Raw genomic sequence first — 17,524 nt, 5'->3', positions numbered from 1 at the left:
ACCGTACGCGGCGGGTGCGTCGCGGCCGTTACCCCGGCATGACGGCCCGATGATCTTCCCGCGCGGACACGGGCGCTCCCCACCCCGCCGACCCGCCGGGCGCGGCCGGGGGCATGGAGAGGGCCCGGGTGGCCGAGGCTTCGCCAGGGGTGGGGGCCGGATGTGCGCGGGGGCGGCGGAAGATGCCAGGATGCAGGCATGAGCAACGTGTTTTTCGACATCACCATCAACGACCAGCCCGCCGGCCGCATCGTCTTCACCCTGTTCGACGACGTCGTCCCGAAGACGGCCCGGAACTTCCGCGAGCTCGCCACCGGCGAGCACGGCTACGGCTACGAGGGCTCGTCCTTCCACCGTGTCATCCCGGACTTCATGCTCCAGGGCGGTGACTTCACCGCGGGCAACGGCACCGGTGGCCGCAGCATCTACGGCGAGAAGTTCGCGGACGAGAACTTCCAGATCAAGCACACCAAGCCGGGTCAGCTCTCCATGGCGAACGCCGGCCCGAACAGCAACGGCTCGCAGTTCTTCATCACGACCATCGTGACCGACTGGCTGGACAACAAGCACGTCGTGTTCGGCGAGGTCGTCGAGGGCATGGACCTCGTCAAGCAGATCGAGAAGCTGGGCTCGCGCAGCGGCGGCCTCAGCGCCAAGGTCACCATCGCCAAGTCGGGCGTGCTCGACGCCTGATCCGGTACCGACCACGGGACGGCCGTGGCCAGGGAGCGCACCTTGCTCCCGGCCGCGGCCGTCCGTCGTTCCCGGACGCATTCCCGACCGGCGGCGCACGCCCGGAATACACCGCGTGAAAGACCTCCGTTTGACAACCGCTTCAGCGGAAAACCGTAACCTCGGGAACGTCAACCGGAGGACGAAATGATCATTCTGGGTCTGATACTGCTCATCGTGGGTGCCGTCGCCGGCATCGGAATTCTGTGGACGATCGGCATCGCGCTTGTCGCGATCGGCGCGGTCCTGTGGATTCTGGGAGCCGTGGGACGCCCGGTCGGCGGCCGCAAGACCTATTGGTGACCAGCGACGTCACCTGCCGCGACGCGCGCGTGCCACGGCGCAGACCCTACGTTTGCCGTGGGATTCGCCGGGCAGCCCACTGGAAGCAAGCAAGCGAAAGGGTGTCTCTCATGGGCGCACAGGAAAAGGCCAAGGCAAAGGCCGAGCAGGCCAAGGGAAAGCTCAAGGAAAACACCGGGCGTTCGGTGGGAAACGAAAGCATGACCGCCGAAGGCCGTGCCGAGAAGTCACAGGGCTCACTGCGTGACGCCAAGGAAAAGGCGAAGAGCAGCGTGCGCAAGGTGGGCGACGCCCTCAAGAACGACTGAGGGAGCGGCGCGAGCGATATCGCGGACGTCGCGGGCACGCGCCGGACGCCGTCGCGGACCGAGAACGGTGTGTGGGATCCGAAGCTCCGGGTCCCACACACCGTTCTCGGTTCTCGGCATACCTGCGCGCGTGTGGGCAGGCATGCCGCGCGCGTGCACGGGCCCCGCACACCGTCTCCGGTGTGCGGGGCCCGTACTCGGCCGGCCGGCCCGTCAGCCGCTGGGTTCGCCCGGCTCGGGACCCTCGGTGGGCTCGGTGTCGTCGGAGTCCGGGACCTTCTCCCGCTGCTCCCGCTGTGCGGGCGAGTCCGGTTCCTTCGCCGCGTCGTCGACGTCGATCTCCAGTTTGTCGTCGCCCCCTCCTGCCTGCTGGTCGGGCATGTCGCGCGGCAGCGGGTTGTCGGTGTCCTCGAAGCCCTCGGGCCGGTATTCTCCGCTCACTTCGTCTCCTGTGACGTGTCTCGGGGGCGGGTTCTGGCGCGTACCCGGCCGGGCGTGGCCCACACCGCGGGCCACGCGGGCCGAGACGGATCTCACCTCCGCGCGCGGGCCTCCTCGGGTTCGTCCTCCTCCTCGTCCTCGTAGGCGTCGTCCTCGTCGCCCTCGTCCTCGCCCTCGTAGTCCTCGTCTTCGTCCTCGTCCTCGTAGCCGTCGTCGGCCTCTTCGTCCTCGTAGCCGTCGTCGGCCTCTTCGTCCTCGTCCTCGTAGTCGCCGTCCTCGCCCTCGGCGCCCTCGTCGTACTCCTCGTCGCCCTCCGCCTCTTCGCCGTCCTCCGCTTCCTCTTCCTCCACGGCCTCCTCGTGGCTGCGGACCACCTCGCCGTCGCGGATCTCGCCGCGCCAGCCCTCGGGCTCGTCGTCGGTGAGCGTCACGTAACGCTGGAAGTGCTTGAAGTCCAGCCGCAGTCGGCGGCCCTGGGCGCGCCAGAGGTTGCCGGTCTTCTCGAAGAAGCCCGAGGGGTAGTACTCGACCACGAGCACGATGCGGGTGAGTTCGGGCGCGAGTTCATGGAACGACACACAGCCCCGGGTGCTGCCCTTGGCGCCCTCGGAGGTCCAGACGATCCGCTCGTCGGGTATCTGCTCCTGGACGGTGGCCTTCCACCCGCGGGTGGAGGGACCGACCTTGACCTTCCAGTCGCTGGTGACGTCGTCGCCCTTCGAGACGCTGCGCACTCCCTTGGTGAAGCTGCTGAACTGCTCGAACTGGGTCCAGTGGTCGTAGGCCGTGCGCAGGGGCACGCCGACGTCCAGGACTTCGACGATGTTCATCACCTTGGTACTCCCGGACTTGCGCCCTCCGCCGCCACCACCCGATCCGTCGCCGTCCCCCTTCCCGAAGACGTTGCCCACCTTCGAGAACAGACCGTCCTTGAGACTCTTGGTCTTCTCGCCGACGATCGCCTTCAGCGGCGAATCGCCCTGGAGCACCCGCAGGCCGGCCCGGGGCAGCGGGCCGCCGTTCTCCGCGGAGTCGAGCAACTGGTCCGTGAATCCGGCCAGCTTGTCGCCGGCCTTGTCCGCCAGCACCTCGACCTGTGCGCTGAGGTGGTCGATCAGTTCGTCCCGCAGCATCTCCAGCCCGGAGGCCTCGCCGCGGTCGGTGCCTGTGTCACGCTCCTTGTCCGCCATGGCCTACCTCCGCCGCGTCGCCGTCTTCTTGGCCGCGGTCTTCTTGGCCGCTGCCTTCTTCGTCGCCGTCTTCTTCGCGGGCGCCTTCCTGGCAGGTGCCTTCTTCGCCGCGGTCTTCTTCGCCGCGGTCTTCTTCGCCGCCTGCCCGGCGGCGGGCTTCCCGGCCGCCGTCTTCTTGGCCGCCGTCTTCTTGGCCGCCGTCTTCTTCGCGGGCGCCTTCCTGGCCGCTGTCCTCCCGGCCGGTGCCTTCTTCGCGGCCGACGGGCGGCTTCCCTGCTTGCGCGGGGGCGTCTTCTCCGCTCCGCCGCCGCCTCGGCGCGGCCTGCGCCGCTCCTCCGCCTCGGGCTCCTCGGGCTCTTCCGGTTCTTCGTCCTCCTCGGGCTCCTCCGGTTCTTCGTCCTCGGGCTCCTCCTCCGGCTCCTCGTCCTCGTCGGCTTCCGGCTCCTCGTCCTCGAAGCCCCGGTCGTCTCCGTACTCCTCGTCGCCGTACTCCTCGTCGCCCTCTGCTTCCTCGTCCTCCTCGCCCCGGGCCTCGTCCCGGCCCTCTTCCTCGGGCTCCTCGCCGAGCCGCAGGGTGCGTTCATGGAGCGAACCGGCCAGATCGGCGAGCCGGCGGTCCGCCGTGGCCGTGAGCGCCTTGCGCCCCGCGTCGAACACTTCACCCTTCAACTGGTCGTTCAGTTCGGCGACCTGGGGTATGTCCTTGAGCCATCGCACGCCCTGGGTCAGCAGTTGCTGCGGGTCCAGGCCGATGCGGCGGCCGGCGACGAAGGTCGCCAGCGAGAAGGCGAGCTTGGCCTTCTTCGTCCGCCCGAGCACATAGCCGCCGGCAACGGCGGCCGCGAGCGCGATCTTGGTGGTGTCGTCCATGGATGGGTTCCCTTCGAATGGCAAGGGGCGGACAGCCGGGCGCACGCCCGGGTCTCACGGGCTGTCGCACGGCGGGGCCGGTGCGCGAAACCTGGCGCTCCAAGCACCCCGGGGCACGGCCGTCGCGGCCGGTTTAGCCCGTCCGTCATGGAGCACACTTCCCCGTGACGTACCAAACATCCCTCTATGATGTAATTGTCCGCTTGTGGGTGGAATGTTGCCCACGCTTCGACCGCAGAGGAGATCATGGCCTCCGAAGCAGGGTCCGAACGCCGCTCCGGTTCCGGGCGTGCGCGCAGCGGTTCCGGGACGTCACGGAGCGGAACCGGCAAGGGCAGGAGCAGGGGCACCGCTGCCGGTGCGATGCGCTCGGCGGCGGCCCAGCTCCAGGAACTCCTCGGCAGGCCACCCGAGTCGGTCTCCGCGCTGCGCCCCACCGACGACGGCTGGGAGGCGTATGTCGAGGTACTGGAACTGGAACGCATCCCCGAGACCACCAGCGTGATGGGCAGCTACCGCGTCACCCTGGACACGGACGGCGATTTGGTGAGTTACGAGAGAACCCGGCGCTACACACGCGGACAGATCGACCGGCGCGACTGAGCGCGCGCCGGTGCGGTGAAGGGAGGCACCATGACTGTGGTGCCGCAAGGCAACAGCGGCGTTTCCCGCGGCGGTACGGGCAGTCTGTACGACGTACTGGAACTGATCCTCGACCGCGGACTCGTCATCGACGTCTTCGTGCGGGTGTCCCTGGTCGGCATCGAGATCCTGAAGATCGACGCCAGGATCGTCGTCGCCAGCGTGGACACCTATCTGCGCTTCGCGGAGGCGGTCAACCGGCTGGATCTGGAGGCCGGGAGCAGACAGCCCGCCCAGCTGACCGACATCGTCGGCGACACCCTGGAGAGCGGAGCCAAGGGCAAGTCCAAGGGCGCCCTCTCCGGCGCGGTGGAAGCCGTCACCGATTCCGTGAAGAGCGTCACCGGGCGTGACGACGACGCGGACGACGCCGATGCCGACGGCGACGAGGAGACCCGGGAGAAGGAGCCCGCCGAGCGGCGCCGCCGCCCGGCCAGGCGCACCGCGCGCCGGGAGTCGTCCCGCGAGAGGGAATGAGACATGGCCGTCTACATCTACTCCGTCGTCGGCAAACGGCATCCGGCGCGCGTCGAGGAACTCACCGGCGTGGGCGACCCGCCGGCCGCCCTGCGCACCGTGGCGGCCGGGCCGCTGTGCGCCGTGGTCAGCGACGCACCCGACGGCCTGCGCGCCAAGCGCCGCGATCTCGGCGCCCATCAGCAGGTGCAGGACGCGCTGATGTCCGACGGCACGGTGCTGCCGCTCCGGTTCGGCCTGCTGGCCCCGGACGACGAGGCCGTGCGCCAGGCCCTGGAGGAGCGCGCCGACGAGTACCTGGACAGGCTGCGCGCCCTGGAGGGCTGCACCGAGTACAACCTGAAGGCCTCGCAGGAGGAGGAGACCCTGCTGCGGCAGATCCTCGACTCCTCGGGAGAGGCCCGCCGGCTCAACGAGGAGATCCGCGGCGGCAGCGCCGGACCCGACGCCCCCATGCGGCTCGGCGAGATGGTCGCGGCCGAGGTCAAGGCCCGTCAGGAGGCCCTGGCGGCCGGGGTGGTGGAGGCGCTGCGTCCGTTCTCACGGGACCAGGTGCAGTCGCCGCCGGGCGGGGACGACTTCCTGAGCGTGTCGTTCCTGGTGCCCGCCGACAAGGAGGAGCTCTTCCTCGCCACGGAGTTGAGCGTGGCCAACCAGTTGGGGGAGGACCTGGACTTCCGTCTCACCGGGCCCCTTCCGCCGTACAGCTTCGTCTGAGGGGACCGACCCCATGGGAATGTTCACCCAGCTCGTGACCCTGCCCCTGGCGCCCGTGCGCGGCGTCGTGTGGGTGTCCGAACGCGTCCTGGAGGTGGCCGAGGACCAGTACTACGACCCCGAGCCCGTGCACCGGGCGCTCGCCGACCTGGAGCGGCGGCTGCTCTCGGGCGAGATCGACGAGGAGGCGTTCGACCGGCTGGAGGACGAACTCCTGGACCGGCTGGACGAGATCAAGGCGCACCGCGCCGCCGGCCAGGGCTGACCGGCGGCGGCACGCAACGGCGTCCCGACCACGCGGCCCGGCGGCGCGGAAAGGCGAGGGCACATCGTGAGCGAGCACACCTCCGGCGGTCTCGGCTCCTATCCGACCAGGGCGGGGCCGTCCCCCGTGTCGCCCTATCCGCAGCAGGGCTCGTCCGCGAATCTCGCCGACATCCTCGAACGGGTGCTGGACAAGGGCATCGTCATCGCCGGCGACATCCGGATCAACCTGCTGGACATCGAGCTGCTGACGGTGAAACTGCGGCTGCTCGTGGCCTCCGTCGACAAGGCGAAGGAGATGGGCATCGACTGGTGGGAGCACGACCCCTCACTGTCCTCGCGGGCGAGGGACGAGGAGATGGAGATGACCTCCGGGCACCGGGCCGGGCGGCAGTCCCTGGCGGAGGAGAACCGCCGGCTGCGGGCCGAGATCGAGGCCCTGCGCGGCGAGGCCGAGCTGCCCGCCCGCGACGAGGACGCGCCGCGCGGGGCGCGGCGGAAGCGGGACGCCGATGAGTGACTCCGTCGTGTACGCGTACGCCGTGGTCCGCGCGGCCGACGGGGTCGGCGCGGCGGCCGGTGCCCTCGCGGGTGTCGCCGGGGGCCCCGTGCGCCTGACCGCCGGGAGCCGGGATCCGGGGGTGCTGCTCGCGGTCGGCGAGGTGCCCGCGGCCGACTTCCGGGAGGAGGCGCTGCGGCGCCGTCTCGAGGAGCTGGAGTGGCTGGAGACGGTCGCCCGCGCCCATCACGCGGTCGTGGAGGCCCTGGCGGCGGTGACGACCGTGCTGCCGCTGCGGCTGGCCACCGTGTACGTCGACGAGGCCGGTGCGCGCGCCGCGCTGGACGAGGGGGCGCGGGCGTTCGCCGAGCGGCTGTCGCTGCTGGCCGGGCACCGGGAGTGGGGGGTGAAGGTGTACGCGGACCCGTCGGCGGCACCCCCTCCCCCGGCGCCCGCGGCGGACGGCCTCTCCCCCGGCCGCTCGTACCTGCGTCAGCGGCGCGAGCAGCGGAGCGGGCGCGAGGAGGTCTACCGGGACGCGCGGACCGCCGCCGGGCGCGTGGAGGAGGCCGCCCTGCGGTACGCGGCGGGGCGGGCCCGGCACCGGGTGCAGCAGGGGACGCTCGCCGGTGCGGCGGGCGAGAACGTGCTCAACGACGCCTTTCTGGTGGCCGACGACCGCACCGAGGCGTTCCGCACGGACGTGGCGGGTGCGGCGCAGGGGCTCACGGGGGTGCGGGTGGAGGTCACGGGTCCCTGGGCCCCGTACTCGTTCGCCGTCCCGGCGGAGGGCAACGGGGACGCGGAGGACGCACAGGACACGGAGGACACGGAGGGCACGCAGGGCAGGCAGGGCGACGCGGAGGGCGCACACGACACGCAGGGCGCCGGTGGTGCGGGGAGCGCCCGTGGGCCGGAGGGCGTCCGCGGCGCCGCGGACGCCCGTGGGCCGGAGGGCGGGAGCGCACCGTGACCGGCACCGACCGCTCCCCCGGCGGGGCGGTCGCCCCCTCCTCCGAGCCGTTGCCGGAGCGGCAGGTGGCGCTGATCGATCTGCTCGACCGGCTGCTCACCGGCGGGGTCGTGATCACCGGGGACGTGGTCCTGTCGATCGCCGACATCGATCTGGTGCGGGTGTCGCTGCGGGCCCTGATCGTCTCCATCGGGCCCGACACCCCCTCGCCGTGGCCCGCCGCCCGTCCGCCGGGAGGCGGCGATGACGGCTGACCGGCCCGGGGGCCGTCCCCCGCCGCGCTTCGACGAGGTCGCGGAGGCCGCCGCGCGCGCGTTCCGGCTGCTGCCCGCCATGGAGCGTGACCTGCCGGCGCCGGGTGACCGGGCCCGTACGCCGTCCCGCAGGATCGCGGCCGACCCGGACACCGTGGAGCGCGACCTGGTGCGGCTGGTGCTGACCCTGGTGGAGCTGCTGCGCCAGCTCATGGAACGCCAGGCCCTGCACCGGGTGGACCAGGGCGACCTCACCGAGGAGCAGGAGGAGCGCCTCGGGTCGACGCTGATGATCCTGCACGACCGGATGAGCTCCCTGTGCGAGGAGTACGGGCTGACCCTGGGCGACCTCAACCTGGACCTCGGCCCGCTCGGCCCGCTGCTGCCTCCCGAGGACCCGCCGCGCTGAGGGCAGGCGGTGCGCGGGGACGGGGCCGCACGGCGAGGAGGCCGCGTCCGGCCGGACCCGAACCGGCCCCGAGTGCGCCATAATTCTCCGGTGAAAGACGATCAGGTGCTGCGCCCGGCCGGGCGGGAACACGTGCCCGGCAGTGCGCATCCGCTGCCGCCGCGGGCGGTCGCCTGGCCCCAGTGGCGCGAGGATTATCCCGTCAACTCGCCCTCGGGCCATGCCTATGTGCTCGCCGCGCTGCGGATGACGGTGCCGTCGGGCCGGAGTTGGCAGCAGCACCGGCTGGTCGAGAACGACGCGCTGCGCACCCGGCTGGCCCCGCTGTTCGGCGCGCTGCCCATGAGTCATTCACTGCTCCAGGAGCCCCACGGGGGCCAGCACTGCCGGCACAGCGCGGGCGGGCCGCGGATCTGGCACGACACCGACCCCGACCGCTGGCCGAACACCCTCTACCGCACCCTCGCCGAAGCGGACGGACCGCGTTCGGGACTCGGCGAGATCACCGTGACGCTGCGCCTGACCGCGCGGGACGGGGCGCTCGGCACGGCCGAGCGGGTCATAGCGGAGTGCAACGTCCGCTCGGACGGCCGGCTGCTGCTGACCCAGGTGCCGGACCGGCTGCCGCCGCTGTCCTGAGGGGGCGCGGCGGCCGGGGCGGGGCGCGGTGACCGGCCCAACTGGCCTGGCCGGGCTGTCGATCAAGGTCTTCACCAGGCGGTATCGCGGTCGGTGACCGTTCGACATGCGCGGTGACCGGCGCCCTGTTTCTCTGATGTGGCCCGCTCACCCCCATCACAAAGGAGTGATCATGAGCGCTGCAGACGAGTTCCAGGCCCGTGCCCAGCAGGTCCGCCGCAAGGCCCAGGAGATGGAGCAGGCGGCGGAGCGCAGCTCCGACCCGCAGGAGCGCCGGCGCCTCCAGGACAAGGCCCGCCAGCTCCGCGAGCAGACGGAGCAGCACGAGTCGCGTCGTCGGACCGAGGACCTCGACCCGATGATGTAAGGCCTCTCGAACTGCCGCAGGACCACCGGCCGGTGGCGTTCCGCGCAACCCTTCCGTGCGCGCGGGACTCCGCCGGCCGGCCCGCGTTCGGCGCCGTCCAGCGCGCCCGGTCCTGCCGGCCCGTGGTCGGACCGCGTGGGTCACACCACGCGGGTCACACCACGCTGCTCACAGCGCGCGCAGTTCCGGCAGGAGCTTGGCGCCCGCCCACTCCAGGAAGTCGTGCTGGGTGTCGCCGCCGATCTGGACGAGCGCGACCTCGGTGAACCCGGCGTCCGTGAACTGCCGTACGGCCTCCACGACGGCCTCCGGGTCGTCGCCGCACGGGATCGACTCCGCGACGTCCTCGGGGCGCACGTACCGCGTCGCGGCGTCGAAGGAGTCGGGGTGCGGCAGCTCGGAGTTGACCTTCCAGCCGCCGCTGAACCAGCGGAACTGGTCGTGCGCCCGCTGCACCGCGCGGTCGCGGTCGGTGTCGTAGCAGATGGGCAGCTGTCCGACGCGCGGCTTGCCGCTGCCGCCCGCGCGGTCGAATGCCTCGACCAGGGAGGACTTCGGCTCCGTCGCGACGAGTACGTCGGCGAGTTCGCCCGCCAGGCGGCAGGAGCGTCCGCCGGAGGCGGCGATGCCGATGGGCGGGGCCACGTCGGGCACGTCCCACAGCCGGGCCGACTCGACGGTGAAGTGGCCGCCGCGCCTGCTGACGTGCTCGCCGCGGAACAGCTCCCGGATGATCTCGACCGCCTCGCGCAGCATGTCGATCCGGATGTCGGCCGGCGGCCAGTCCCCGACGATGTGCTCGTTGAGGTTCTCGCCGGAGCCGAGGCCCAGCCGGAAGCGCCCTTCGGAGAGCAGTTGCAGGGTGGCCGCCTTCTGCGCGACGACCGCGGGGTGGTACCGCATCGTCGGGCAGGTCACATAGGTCATGAGCGGGATCTCGGTGGTCGCCTGCGCGGCGGCGCCGAGCACGCTCCAGGCGTACGGCGAGTGGCCCTGCGACCGCAGCCAGGGGAAGGCGTGGTCGGAGGTGACCGAGAAGTCGAATCCGACGTCCTCGGCGTGGACCACGTGGTTCACCAGCTCCCGGGGGCCGGCCTGCTCGGTCATCATCGTGTATCCGATTTGCACCATACGCGGCGAGTGCCCGGGCTCCGGCGCCGGAAACACCGGCGCCGGATGCCGGGCGGCCCTCGCGCCCCGCGCCTCAGACGGCCAGGGGTGCGGTGTCCATGCCGGCGCGCTCGCGCAGCCCGTCGAAGAACTGCCGCATCGCCTCCACGGCCGTCCAGCGCGGCTGCCAGTCGAGCTCCGCGCGCGCCCGTGAGCTGTCCAGCAGGGGCAGGCGCAGCACGGCGTCGAAGAGGTCGGGCGAGGCGCCCACCATCCGCAGCCGCCATGCGGCGGACAGCGCGGCACGCACCGGCGGCGACGGCAGCCGCAGCGGCCTGGCGTGCAGCAGACGCCCCAGCTCGGCCGCGTTCAGCGGCGGGTCGGCGGCCAGGTTGAACGCGCCGCGCACCGGTCGCAGCACGGCCTCGCGGTAGGCGTCCGCCGCGTCGTCGGTGTGCAGGGCCTGGAAGGCGAGCCCGGGCAGATCGGGGACGGCGGGCAGCAGTCCGCGCCGCACGAGCTGGGGCGGCAGCAGCCGGTTGCCGAAGATCCGGAGCTGCTCGGCGGCGGCCTCGCGCTTGAAGAGGAAGCCGGGCCGCATCCGGACCACCCGCACGTCCCGGTGCGCCTGCTCGTAGGCGTCCAGCAGACGTTCGAGATACGCCTTCTCCCGGCAGTAGGCCGCCTGCGGCCAGCCGTGCGTCGGCCAGCTCTCGTCCACCCTGCGGTTCTTGGGTCCGGGCGAGTAGGCGCCGACGGAGGAGGCGTGGACCAGCGCGGGCACGCCCGCCGCGGCGACCGCGTCGAAGACCCGGACGCTGCCCAGCACGTTGGTGCGCCAGGTGGTCGCCGGGTCGTGGGTGGGCCGGAACTTCCAGGCCAGGTGGACGACGGCGTCCGCGCCCGCGAAGTGCGGTGCGAGGTCCTCGCCGCCGGGCTCGATGTCCACCGCCGCCCAGCGCACCCCCTCGGGGCGCCAGCCGGGTGTCCGGCGGGCGATGCCGAGCACCGAGCCGACCCGGGGATGCGCGGCGAGGGCCTGCACCACGCTCGTGCCGGCGTTGCCTGTCGCGCCGACGACCACCACCCGCAGGCCGCCGGCTTCGTGGGTTGCACCGCCGCTCATCGTCATCCGCCTTTCCAGGGTGGTCGCCGGGAGGTCCGTTCCTCGGGAGGTCCGGCCGTCGGAAGGTCCGGCCGTCGGAAGGTCCGGGAGGGCCGGGGGTGACCGGCCGGGGAGGCCCCGGGTACCCGCGGTCTCCCGGAGCATGCGCCCCGGGGCCGCTCGGGCGGGGTCGCCGGCGCCGACGCGGATGGTGTGCGGTGCGGCGTCCGCGGTGTCGGGGACACCTCGGCCACGGCGGCGAGGTCGGCGGCCGAACCGTCGGGCGTCGGGCTGGTGACCGGGGCGCCCCGGGGCCTGGGGGCGTCGCGGCCCACGAGCAGCTTCTCGTGGTGGTGGGCGACGGTCGGCACGGCGGCCTTCACCGAGAGCGAGCTGCCGCCCCCACCCGGATCCCGGCGGACGCCACGTCCCTTTCGCCCCGTATCGCGACCGCGCGGCCGACCGGCGGGGCGGCCCATAAAATCCGGCATACCGGGTACTCGGCGCCGGGAGACGACAGCGCCGGGCGGATCCGCCGCCGCGGAACGAGACGACAGCGGGAAGCGACCATGAAAGCTCTGACCTGGCACGGAAAGCGCGATGTGCGCGTGGACACCGTCCCCGACCCCGTCATCGAGGACCCGGCCGATGTGATCGTGAAGATCACCACCACGGGACTGTGCGGCTCGGACCTGCATCTGTACGAACTGCTCGGCGCCTACCTCGATCCGGGCGACATCCTCGGGCACGAGCCCATGGGCGTCGTCGAGGAGACCGGCCCCGAAGTCACCTCGCTGGCCCCGGGCGACCGGGTGGTGGTGCCGTTCAACGTGTCCTGCGGGACCTGCCGCATGTGCGGTGCGGGGCTGCACTCGCAGTGCGAGACGACGCAGGTGACGGCCTACGGCAAGGGCGCGTCGCTGTTCGGCTACACGAAGATGTACGGCCAGGTGCCGGGCGGGCAGGCGGAGTACCTCCGGGTGCCGTTCGGCGACCACCTTCCCGTGAAGGTGCCCCACGGCCCGCCGGACGACCGGTTCGTCTACCTCTCCGACGTGCTGCCCACGGCCTGGCAGGCCGTGGAGTACGCCGCGGTGCCGCCGGGCGGCAGCGTGGCCGTGCTGGGGCTGGGCCCGATCGGCGACATGTGCGCCCGGATCGCCCTGCACCGGGGCGCCGGCCAGGTCTTCGGCGTCGATCTGGTGCCGGAGCGGCTGGAGCGCGCCAAGGCGCGCGGGGTGCGGGTCTTCGACCTGGAGAGCTACGGCGACAAGCTGGCCGACGCCATCCGCGACGTCACGGACGGGCGCGGGCCGGACGCCGTCATCGACGCGGTCGGCATGGAGGCGCACGGCAGCCCGTCGGCGAAGGGCGCCCAGCAGCTCACGACCCTGCTGCCCGACGCGCTGGCCACCAGGATGATGGAGCGGGCCGGTGTCGACCCGCTGCCCGCCCTCCGTCTCGCCATCGACCTCGTCCGCCGGGGCGGGACCGTCTCGCTCTCCGGCGTGTACGGCGGCATGGCCGACCCGCTGCCGCTGCTCAAGATGTTCGACAAGCAGATCCAGCTGCGGATGGGGCAGGCGAACGTGCGGCGCTGGATCGACGACCTGCTGCCCCTCGTCGGCGACGGCGACCCCCTGGGGGTCGAGGACTTCGCCACCCACCGGCTGCCCCTCAGCGAGGCGCCGGGGGCCTACGAGATGTTCCAGAAGAAGCGGGACGGCGCCGTGAAGGTGCTGTTCCAGCCCTGAGCACACGCCCCGTCCGGGCCCGCCCCGACGCCTGGCCGACCCGTTCCGGGCCCCGCCCGACCCCCCGCCCGCCCCCGGCCGACCCCCTTTCCGGGCCCGGCCCGACGCCCCTTCCGACGCCCCGAGAGGCAGGAGAGCATGACGGACACCTCGTCGCGGACCGCGCGTCCGCCGGGCGGCCGGCCCGCGCACGGCCCCGAGGCCCACGCCTCGTCCGCCCCCGGCCCGGAGGTCCACTCCCCGCCGGCGTACGGCCCGGAGGTCTACGCCCCGCAGGCCGACACCCAGCTGCTCGCCGAGGCGCTGCACGCCTCGCCGCCCCCACCGGGGTCGGACGTGCTCGACCTGTGCACCGGCAGCGGCGCGCTGGCGCTGATCGCCGCCGCCTACGGCGCACGGGTGACCGCGGTCGACCTGTCCGACCAGGCCGTGGCGGCCGCACGGCACAACTCCGCCCGCGCCCGGCTGCCCGTCCGGGTGATGCGCGGGGACCTCTTCGAACCGGTCGCCCGCTGCCGCTTCGACCTGATCCTGTGCAACCCGCCCTATGTGCCCGCCCGGTCGGCGAAACTCCCGTCCGGCGGGCGGAGCGTCGCCTGGGACGCGGGCCCCGAGGGCCGGGCCGTCCTCGACCGGGTCTGCGAGGGGGCGCCGCGCCTGCTGAAGCCCGGCGGCGCGCTGCTGCTGGTGCACTCCGCCCTGTCCGGCACCGTGCCGACCCTCACCCAGCTGCGGCGGCGGGGCCTCGTGACCGAGGTCGTCCGCCGCCGGGAGGTGCCGTTCGGCCCCGTGCTGCGCTCCCGGGCGGCCTGGCTGGAGAGCCGGGGCCTGATCGGCCCCGGCGAGACCATGGAGGGACTGGTGATCATCCGTGCCGAACGCCCCCGCTGACCCGACCCCGCCGCGCCGGATGGTGCTGACCGGTGACGGCCCCCTGCTCGTGGAGGGCCCCGTGGAACTCACCCTCGACGACGGCACGGTCGTCACGTCCGACCGGTTCACGGTGGCCATCTGCACCTGCCGCCGCAGCCGCACCTATCCGTGGTGCGACACCAGCCACCGCCGCAGGAGCCGCTCATGACCAGCGTTCTGGGAACGACGGCGCCGAAGACGCTGAGCGCGCCCCTGCCCGGCGGACGCGGCGAGATCTCGGCCGGTCTGCTCGACGCCCTGCGCGCCCCGGCGGGCCGGGCCGTGCCCGGGCCGGCCCTCGCCGCGCACGCCGACCCGCTCGGCGACGACCTGCAACTCGCCCTGTACCTCTGCTACGAGCTCCACTACCGGGGCTTCACCGGTGTCGACGCGTCCTGGGAGTGGGACCCGGAGCTGCTGCGGCTGCGGGCCGCGCTGGAGCGCCGCTTCCTCGACGCCCTGCGCGAGGGAACGGCCGGGCACCCGGACCTGGAGGCGGTGCTGGACGCCATCCTCGTCGAGCCCGTCGCGGGCACCGGCGTCTCGTACCACCTGCGCGACCGGGGCACGCTCGCGCAGATGCGCGAGTACGCGGCGCACCGGTCGCTGTACCACCTCAAGGAGGCCGACCCGCACGCCTGGGTGATCCCCCGGCTACGCGGCAGGGCGAAGGCCGCGTTCGTCGCGGTCGAGTACGACGAGTTCGGCGGCGGGCACGCCGAACGGGTGCACGCGGAACTGTTCGCCGCGCTGATGCGCGACCTCGGGCTGGACCCCTCCTACGGGCGCTACGCGGACGCCGCGTCGGCCGAGATGCTGGTCACCGTCAATCTGATGTCGCTCTTCGGCCTGCACCGCTCGCTGCGCGGCGCCCTCGTCGGCCACTTCGCCGCCGTGGAGACGACTTCCTCCCCCGGCTCCCGGCGCCTGGCCGCGGCGATGCGCCGCCTGGAGGCGGGCCCGGCCGCCGAGCACTTCTACGCCGAGCACGTCACCGCCGACGCCGTGCACGAACAGGTGGTGCGCCGGGACGTGATCGGCGGCCTGCTGGCGGACGAGCCCTCGCTGGCCCGGGACATCGCCTTCGGCGTGGCGGCCACCGGCTGGGTGGAGGACCGCTTCGGCGTCCAGCTCATGTCCGCCTGGGAGACGGGCCGCAGCAGTCTGCGGGTCCGGCTGGACCCCCCGGTCGCCGGGGGCTGACCGCCGAGGCGGCCCCCGGGCCGGTCCGCGCGCGGCGGCGCGGGCCGGTGCGGGGCTGTTGACACCCCGTCGTCGCTCTCCCTACTGTCACGGCAGCATTTCGAACGACAGTCGAAATATCGAACACGGAGGGAAGCGTCGTGCGCATCACGGGCATCAGCACGCATGTGATCGGAACGCCGTGGCGGAATCTGACCTATGTCCAGGTGCACACGGACGAGGGGCTCACGGGGGTCGGGGAGACCCGGATGCTGGGGCGCACCGACGCGCTGGTCGGGTATCTGCGGGAGGCGGAGGCCAACCACGTCGCCGGATCGGATCCGTTCGCGATCGAGGACCTGGTGCGCCGGATGAAGTACGGCGACTACGGGCGGGCGGGCGAGATCGTCATGTCGGGGATCGCCTGTGTGGAGATGGCCTGCTGGGACATCAAGGGCAAGGCGCTCGGCGTGCCCGTGTGGCAGCTCCTCGGCGGCAAGGTCACCGACCGGGTCAAGGCGTACGCCAACGGCTGGTACACCACCGAGCGCACCCCCGAGGCCTACCACCGGGCCGCCCTCGGGGTGATGGAGCGCGGCTACCGGGCCCTGAAGATCGACCCGTTCGGCACCGGGCACTACGAACTCTCCCACCAGGACACGCTGTACGCGGTCTCGCTGATCGAGGCGGTGCGCGACGCGATCGGGCCGGACGCCGAACTGATGCTGGAGATGCACGGCCGCTTCTCCCCCTCCACGGCGGTGCGCCTCGCCCGTGAGCTCGCGCCCTACCGCCCGGCCTGGCTGGAGGAGCCGGTGCCGCCGGAGAACCTCAAGGCGCTGGCGAAGGTCGCCGGCAAGGTGGACCTGCCCGTCGCCACCGGTGAACGCATCCACGACCGCATCGAGTTCCGCGAGCTGTTCGAGTCGGGGGCCGCCGACATCATCCAGCCCGACGTCGGCCACATCGGCGGCATCCTGGAGACCCGCAAGCTCGCCGCCACCGCCGAGACCCACTACACGCTCGTCGCCCCGCACAACGTCGGCGGCTCCGTGCTCACCGCCGCCTCCCTCCAGGTCGGCTTCTCCACCCCCAACTTCAAGATCCTGGAGCACTTCAACGACTTCGCCGACGCGGAGATCAAGAAGGTGGTCAAGGGCGCCCCGGAGGTGGTCGACGGCCACTTCGAGCTGTCCCACGAGCCCGGCCTCGGCGTCGAGTTCGACGCGGAGGCGGCGGCCGAGTTCCCGCAGCAGCAGGCCCGGTTCGACCTCTGGGCCGAGGGCTGGGAGAAGCGCGACCCCACGGCCGGCCGGTCATGAGCACGGGCGCACGGGGCGTGGTGCTGGAGCGCCCCGGGTCCTTCCGGCTGGCGGAGCACGCACCGCGTCCGCCCGGCCCGGGCGAGGCCCAGGTCAGGGTGGCGGCCGTCGGGGTCTGCGGCAGCGACCGCGAGGTGTACCAGGGCAGCCGGCCCGCGGGCTACGTCCGGTACCCCGTCACGCCCGGCCACGAGTGGTCGGGCACGGTCACCGCGGTCGGCGAGGGCGTGCCGTCCTCGCTCGTCGGCCGCAAGACGGTCGGCGAGGGGTTCCGCAACTGCCAGGTGTGCGAGCGCTGCCACGCGGGCGAGACCACGCTGTGCGACGCCGGGTACGAGGAGACGGGATTCACCCTGCCCGGCGCGATGGCGCCGACGCTCACCCTGCCCGCCCGGCTGCTCCACCCGCTCCCCGACGACGCGGACCTGACGGCGGCCGCGCTGCTGGAGCCCGCCGCCTGCGCGGCGGCCGCCGCCCTGCGGGCCGCGGTGCGGCCGGGGCAGCGGGTGGCCGTCGTCGGCACCGGCGCCCTCGGGATGCTGGCGGCGCAACTGCTCGCGGCCTCCTCCCCGGGGGACCTGCTGATGGTGGGCCTGAGCCCGGACGCGGCCCCGCTCGCCGGCGCCTTCGGCGCCACCCGCTACCGCACGGCGGACGAACCGGCCGCCGACAACGGCACCTTCGACGTGGTGGTCGAGGCGGCGGGCGCGCCGACCACGGCGCGCACCTGTGCCGCGCTGCTGCGGCGCGGCGGCCGGCTGGTGCTCACGGGGATCCCGGCGCCCGGCGCGTACGGGCTCGACCCGACGGATCTCGTGGTGCGCCAACTGGAGGTGCGGACGGTCTTCGGCGCGACGCCCGAGGCGTGGGCGCACGCCGTGCGCGCGTTCGCCTGCGGGCTGCTGACACCGCTGCCGCTGGTCACCCATGAGCTGCCGCTCGACGGCTTCGAGCAGGCGATGGCGCTGGTGGGGTCCGGCGACCCGGGCGTCGGCAAGGTCCTGCTGCGCCCCTGACGGACGGCGGGCCCCCGGAACCGGGGGCCCGCCCACGC

At 73.1% G+C, this 17,524-nt stretch carries 24 protein-coding genes; 19 read left to right on the top strand and 5 right to left on the bottom strand.

Annotation, left to right across the window (positions count from 1 at the left end):
* The first annotated feature begins 198 nt into the window (after window positions 1-198).
* The 3 genes from JE024_RS32425 (at window position 199) to JE024_RS32415 (ending at window position 1,343) form a co-directional block, all read left to right on the top strand.
* The gene (locus JE024_RS32425) at window positions 199-693 is read left to right on the top strand and encodes a peptidylprolyl isomerase (RefSeq protein ID WP_205377458.1); all 495 of its coding nucleotides are present in this window, start codon (window positions 199-201) and stop codon (window positions 691-693) included.
* 186 nt (window positions 694-879) lie between these two features.
* Complete coding sequence (locus JE024_RS32420) at window positions 880-1,035, top strand: hypothetical protein (RefSeq protein ID WP_205377457.1); 156 nt, start codon at window positions 880-882, stop codon at window positions 1,033-1,035.
* Between the two features lie 110 nt (window positions 1,036-1,145).
* Window positions 1,146-1,343, top strand: coding sequence for a CsbD family protein (locus JE024_RS32415; protein ID WP_205377456.1), 198 nt, complete (start codon window positions 1,146-1,148; stop codon window positions 1,341-1,343).
* Window positions 1,344-1,556: 213 nt separating this feature from the next.
* Here the strand turns inward: JE024_RS32415 and JE024_RS32410 are convergent, their stop codons facing one another.
* From JE024_RS32410 to JE024_RS32400, 3 genes are all read right to left on the bottom strand, one after another.
* Window positions 1,557-1,784 (bottom strand): hypothetical protein, encoded by a 228-nt coding sequence (locus tag JE024_RS32410; RefSeq protein WP_205378599.1) that lies wholly within the window; start codon window positions 1,782-1,784, stop codon window positions 1,557-1,559.
* 92 nt (window positions 1,785-1,876) lie between these two features.
* Window positions 1,877-2,974, bottom strand: coding sequence for an SRPBCC family protein (locus JE024_RS32405; protein ID WP_205377455.1), 1,098 nt, complete (start codon window positions 2,972-2,974; stop codon window positions 1,877-1,879).
* Window positions 2,975-2,977: 3 nt separating this feature from the next.
* Window positions 2,978-3,844, bottom strand: coding sequence for a histone H1-like repetitive region-containing protein (locus JE024_RS32400; RefSeq protein WP_205377454.1), 867 nt, complete (start codon window positions 3,842-3,844; stop codon window positions 2,978-2,980).
* A gap of 246 nt (window positions 3,845-4,090) precedes the next feature.
* Between JE024_RS32400 and JE024_RS32395 the strand changes: the two genes are divergently transcribed.
* The 10 genes from JE024_RS32395 to JE024_RS32350 all read left to right on the top strand — a co-directional run bounded on the left by JE024_RS32395 (window position 4,091) and on the right by JE024_RS32350 (window position 9,085).
* On the top strand, window positions 4,091-4,447 hold the full coding sequence (locus tag JE024_RS32395) for a gas vesicle protein GvpO (protein ID WP_205377453.1): 357 nt from the start codon (window positions 4,091-4,093) through the stop codon (window positions 4,445-4,447).
* Window positions 4,448-4,477: 30 nt separating this feature from the next.
* Window positions 4,478-4,963 carry a gas vesicle protein GvpJ gene (gvpJ, locus tag JE024_RS32390; protein WP_205377452.1) on the top strand — a complete coding sequence of 162 codons (486 nt, stop codon included), beginning with the start codon at window positions 4,478-4,480 and terminating at the stop codon, window positions 4,961-4,963.
* 3 nt (window positions 4,964-4,966) lie between these two features.
* Window positions 4,967-5,680 (top strand): GvpL/GvpF family gas vesicle protein, encoded by a 714-nt coding sequence (locus JE024_RS32385; protein ID WP_205377451.1) that lies wholly within the window; start codon window positions 4,967-4,969, stop codon window positions 5,678-5,680.
* Window positions 5,681-5,693: 13 nt separating this feature from the next.
* On the top strand, window positions 5,694-5,945 hold the full coding sequence (locus JE024_RS32380; protein ID WP_205377450.1) for a gas vesicle protein GvpG: 252 nt from the start codon (window positions 5,694-5,696) through the stop codon (window positions 5,943-5,945).
* A gap of 66 nt (window positions 5,946-6,011) precedes the next feature.
* Window positions 6,012-6,464 (top strand): gas vesicle protein, encoded by a 453-nt coding sequence (locus JE024_RS32375; RefSeq protein WP_205377449.1) that lies wholly within the window; start codon window positions 6,012-6,014, stop codon window positions 6,462-6,464.
* Window positions 6,457-7,416, top strand: coding sequence for a GvpL/GvpF family gas vesicle protein (locus JE024_RS32370; protein ID WP_205377448.1), 960 nt, complete (start codon window positions 6,457-6,459; stop codon window positions 7,414-7,416). The genes JE024_RS32375 and JE024_RS32370 overlap by 8 nt, the downstream gene beginning before the upstream one ends.
* Window positions 7,413-7,670 carry a gas vesicle protein gene (locus tag JE024_RS32365; protein ID WP_205377447.1) on the top strand — a complete coding sequence of 86 codons (258 nt, stop codon included), beginning with the start codon at window positions 7,413-7,415 and terminating at the stop codon, window positions 7,668-7,670. Before JE024_RS32370 ends, JE024_RS32365 begins: the two co-directional genes overlap by 4 nt.
* The gene (locus tag JE024_RS32360; RefSeq protein ID WP_205377446.1) at window positions 7,660-8,079 is read left to right on the top strand and encodes a gas vesicle protein K; all 420 of its coding nucleotides are present in this window, start codon (window positions 7,660-7,662) and stop codon (window positions 8,077-8,079) included. Before JE024_RS32365 ends, JE024_RS32360 begins: the two co-directional genes overlap by 11 nt.
* Before the next feature lie 90 nt (window positions 8,080-8,169).
* Window positions 8,170-8,718: a hypothetical protein gene (locus JE024_RS32355; RefSeq protein ID WP_244883296.1), complete on the top strand. Its 549-nt coding sequence runs from the start codon at window positions 8,170-8,172 to the stop codon at window positions 8,716-8,718.
* A 172-nt stretch (window positions 8,719-8,890) separates the two neighbouring features.
* The gene (locus JE024_RS32350; RefSeq protein ID WP_205377445.1) at window positions 8,891-9,085 is read left to right on the top strand and encodes a DUF6381 family protein; all 195 of its coding nucleotides are present in this window, start codon (window positions 8,891-8,893) and stop codon (window positions 9,083-9,085) included.
* A gap of 168 nt (window positions 9,086-9,253) precedes the next feature.
* On the opposite strand, the gene JE024_RS32345 is transcribed toward JE024_RS32350, so the two are convergent.
* Both JE024_RS32345 and JE024_RS32340 read right to left on the bottom strand, forming a co-directional pair.
* Window positions 9,254-10,216 carry an LLM class F420-dependent oxidoreductase gene (locus JE024_RS32345; RefSeq protein WP_205377444.1) on the bottom strand — a complete coding sequence of 321 codons (963 nt, stop codon included), beginning with the start codon at window positions 10,214-10,216 and terminating at the stop codon, window positions 9,254-9,256.
* A 73-nt stretch (window positions 10,217-10,289) separates the two neighbouring features.
* Entirely contained in the window at window positions 10,290-11,321 is a 1,032-nt protein-coding gene (locus JE024_RS32340; RefSeq protein ID WP_205377443.1) for an NAD-dependent epimerase/dehydratase family protein, read from the bottom strand.
* Between the two features lie 548 nt (window positions 11,322-11,869).
* On the opposite strand from JE024_RS32340, the gene JE024_RS32335 reads away from it, so the two are divergent.
* The 6 genes from JE024_RS32335 to JE024_RS32310 all read left to right on the top strand — a co-directional run bounded on the left by JE024_RS32335 (window position 11,870) and on the right by JE024_RS32310 (window position 17,486).
* Window positions 11,870-13,054, top strand: a complete 1,185-nt coding sequence (locus tag JE024_RS32335; RefSeq protein ID WP_205377442.1) for a zinc-dependent alcohol dehydrogenase — start codon at window positions 11,870-11,872, stop codon at window positions 13,052-13,054.
* 138 nt (window positions 13,055-13,192) lie between these two features.
* Window positions 13,193-13,945 carry a HemK2/MTQ2 family protein methyltransferase gene (locus JE024_RS32330; protein ID WP_205377441.1) on the top strand — a complete coding sequence of 251 codons (753 nt, stop codon included), beginning with the start codon at window positions 13,193-13,195 and terminating at the stop codon, window positions 13,943-13,945.
* Between the two features lie 19 nt (window positions 13,946-13,964).
* On the top strand, window positions 13,965-14,135 hold the full coding sequence (locus JE024_RS32325; protein ID WP_205378463.1) for a CDGSH iron-sulfur domain-containing protein: 171 nt from the start codon (window positions 13,965-13,967) through the stop codon (window positions 14,133-14,135).
* The gene (locus JE024_RS32320) at window positions 14,132-15,169 is read left to right on the top strand and encodes an iron-containing redox enzyme family protein (protein WP_205377440.1); all 1,038 of its coding nucleotides are present in this window, start codon (window positions 14,132-14,134) and stop codon (window positions 15,167-15,169) included. The genes JE024_RS32325 and JE024_RS32320 overlap by 4 nt, the downstream gene beginning before the upstream one ends.
* Before the next feature lie 140 nt (window positions 15,170-15,309).
* Window positions 15,310-16,470, top strand: coding sequence for a mandelate racemase/muconate lactonizing enzyme family protein (locus tag JE024_RS32315; RefSeq protein ID WP_205377439.1), 1,161 nt, complete (start codon window positions 15,310-15,312; stop codon window positions 16,468-16,470).
* A complete protein-coding gene (locus tag JE024_RS32310) occupies window positions 16,467-17,486 on the top strand; it encodes a zinc-dependent alcohol dehydrogenase (RefSeq protein ID WP_205377438.1) in 1,020 nt (339 codons plus the stop codon). Before JE024_RS32315 ends, JE024_RS32310 begins: the two co-directional genes overlap by 4 nt.
* The last annotated feature ends 38 nt before the right edge of the window (window positions 17,487-17,524 follow it).

The sequence above is a fragment of the Streptomyces zhihengii genome, assembly GCF_016919245.1.
In the GTDB taxonomy this organism is placed as follows: domain Bacteria; phylum Actinomycetota; class Actinomycetes; order Streptomycetales; family Streptomycetaceae; genus Streptomyces; species Streptomyces zhihengii.
This window is presented reverse-complemented; position numbering and strand designations above follow the sequence as displayed.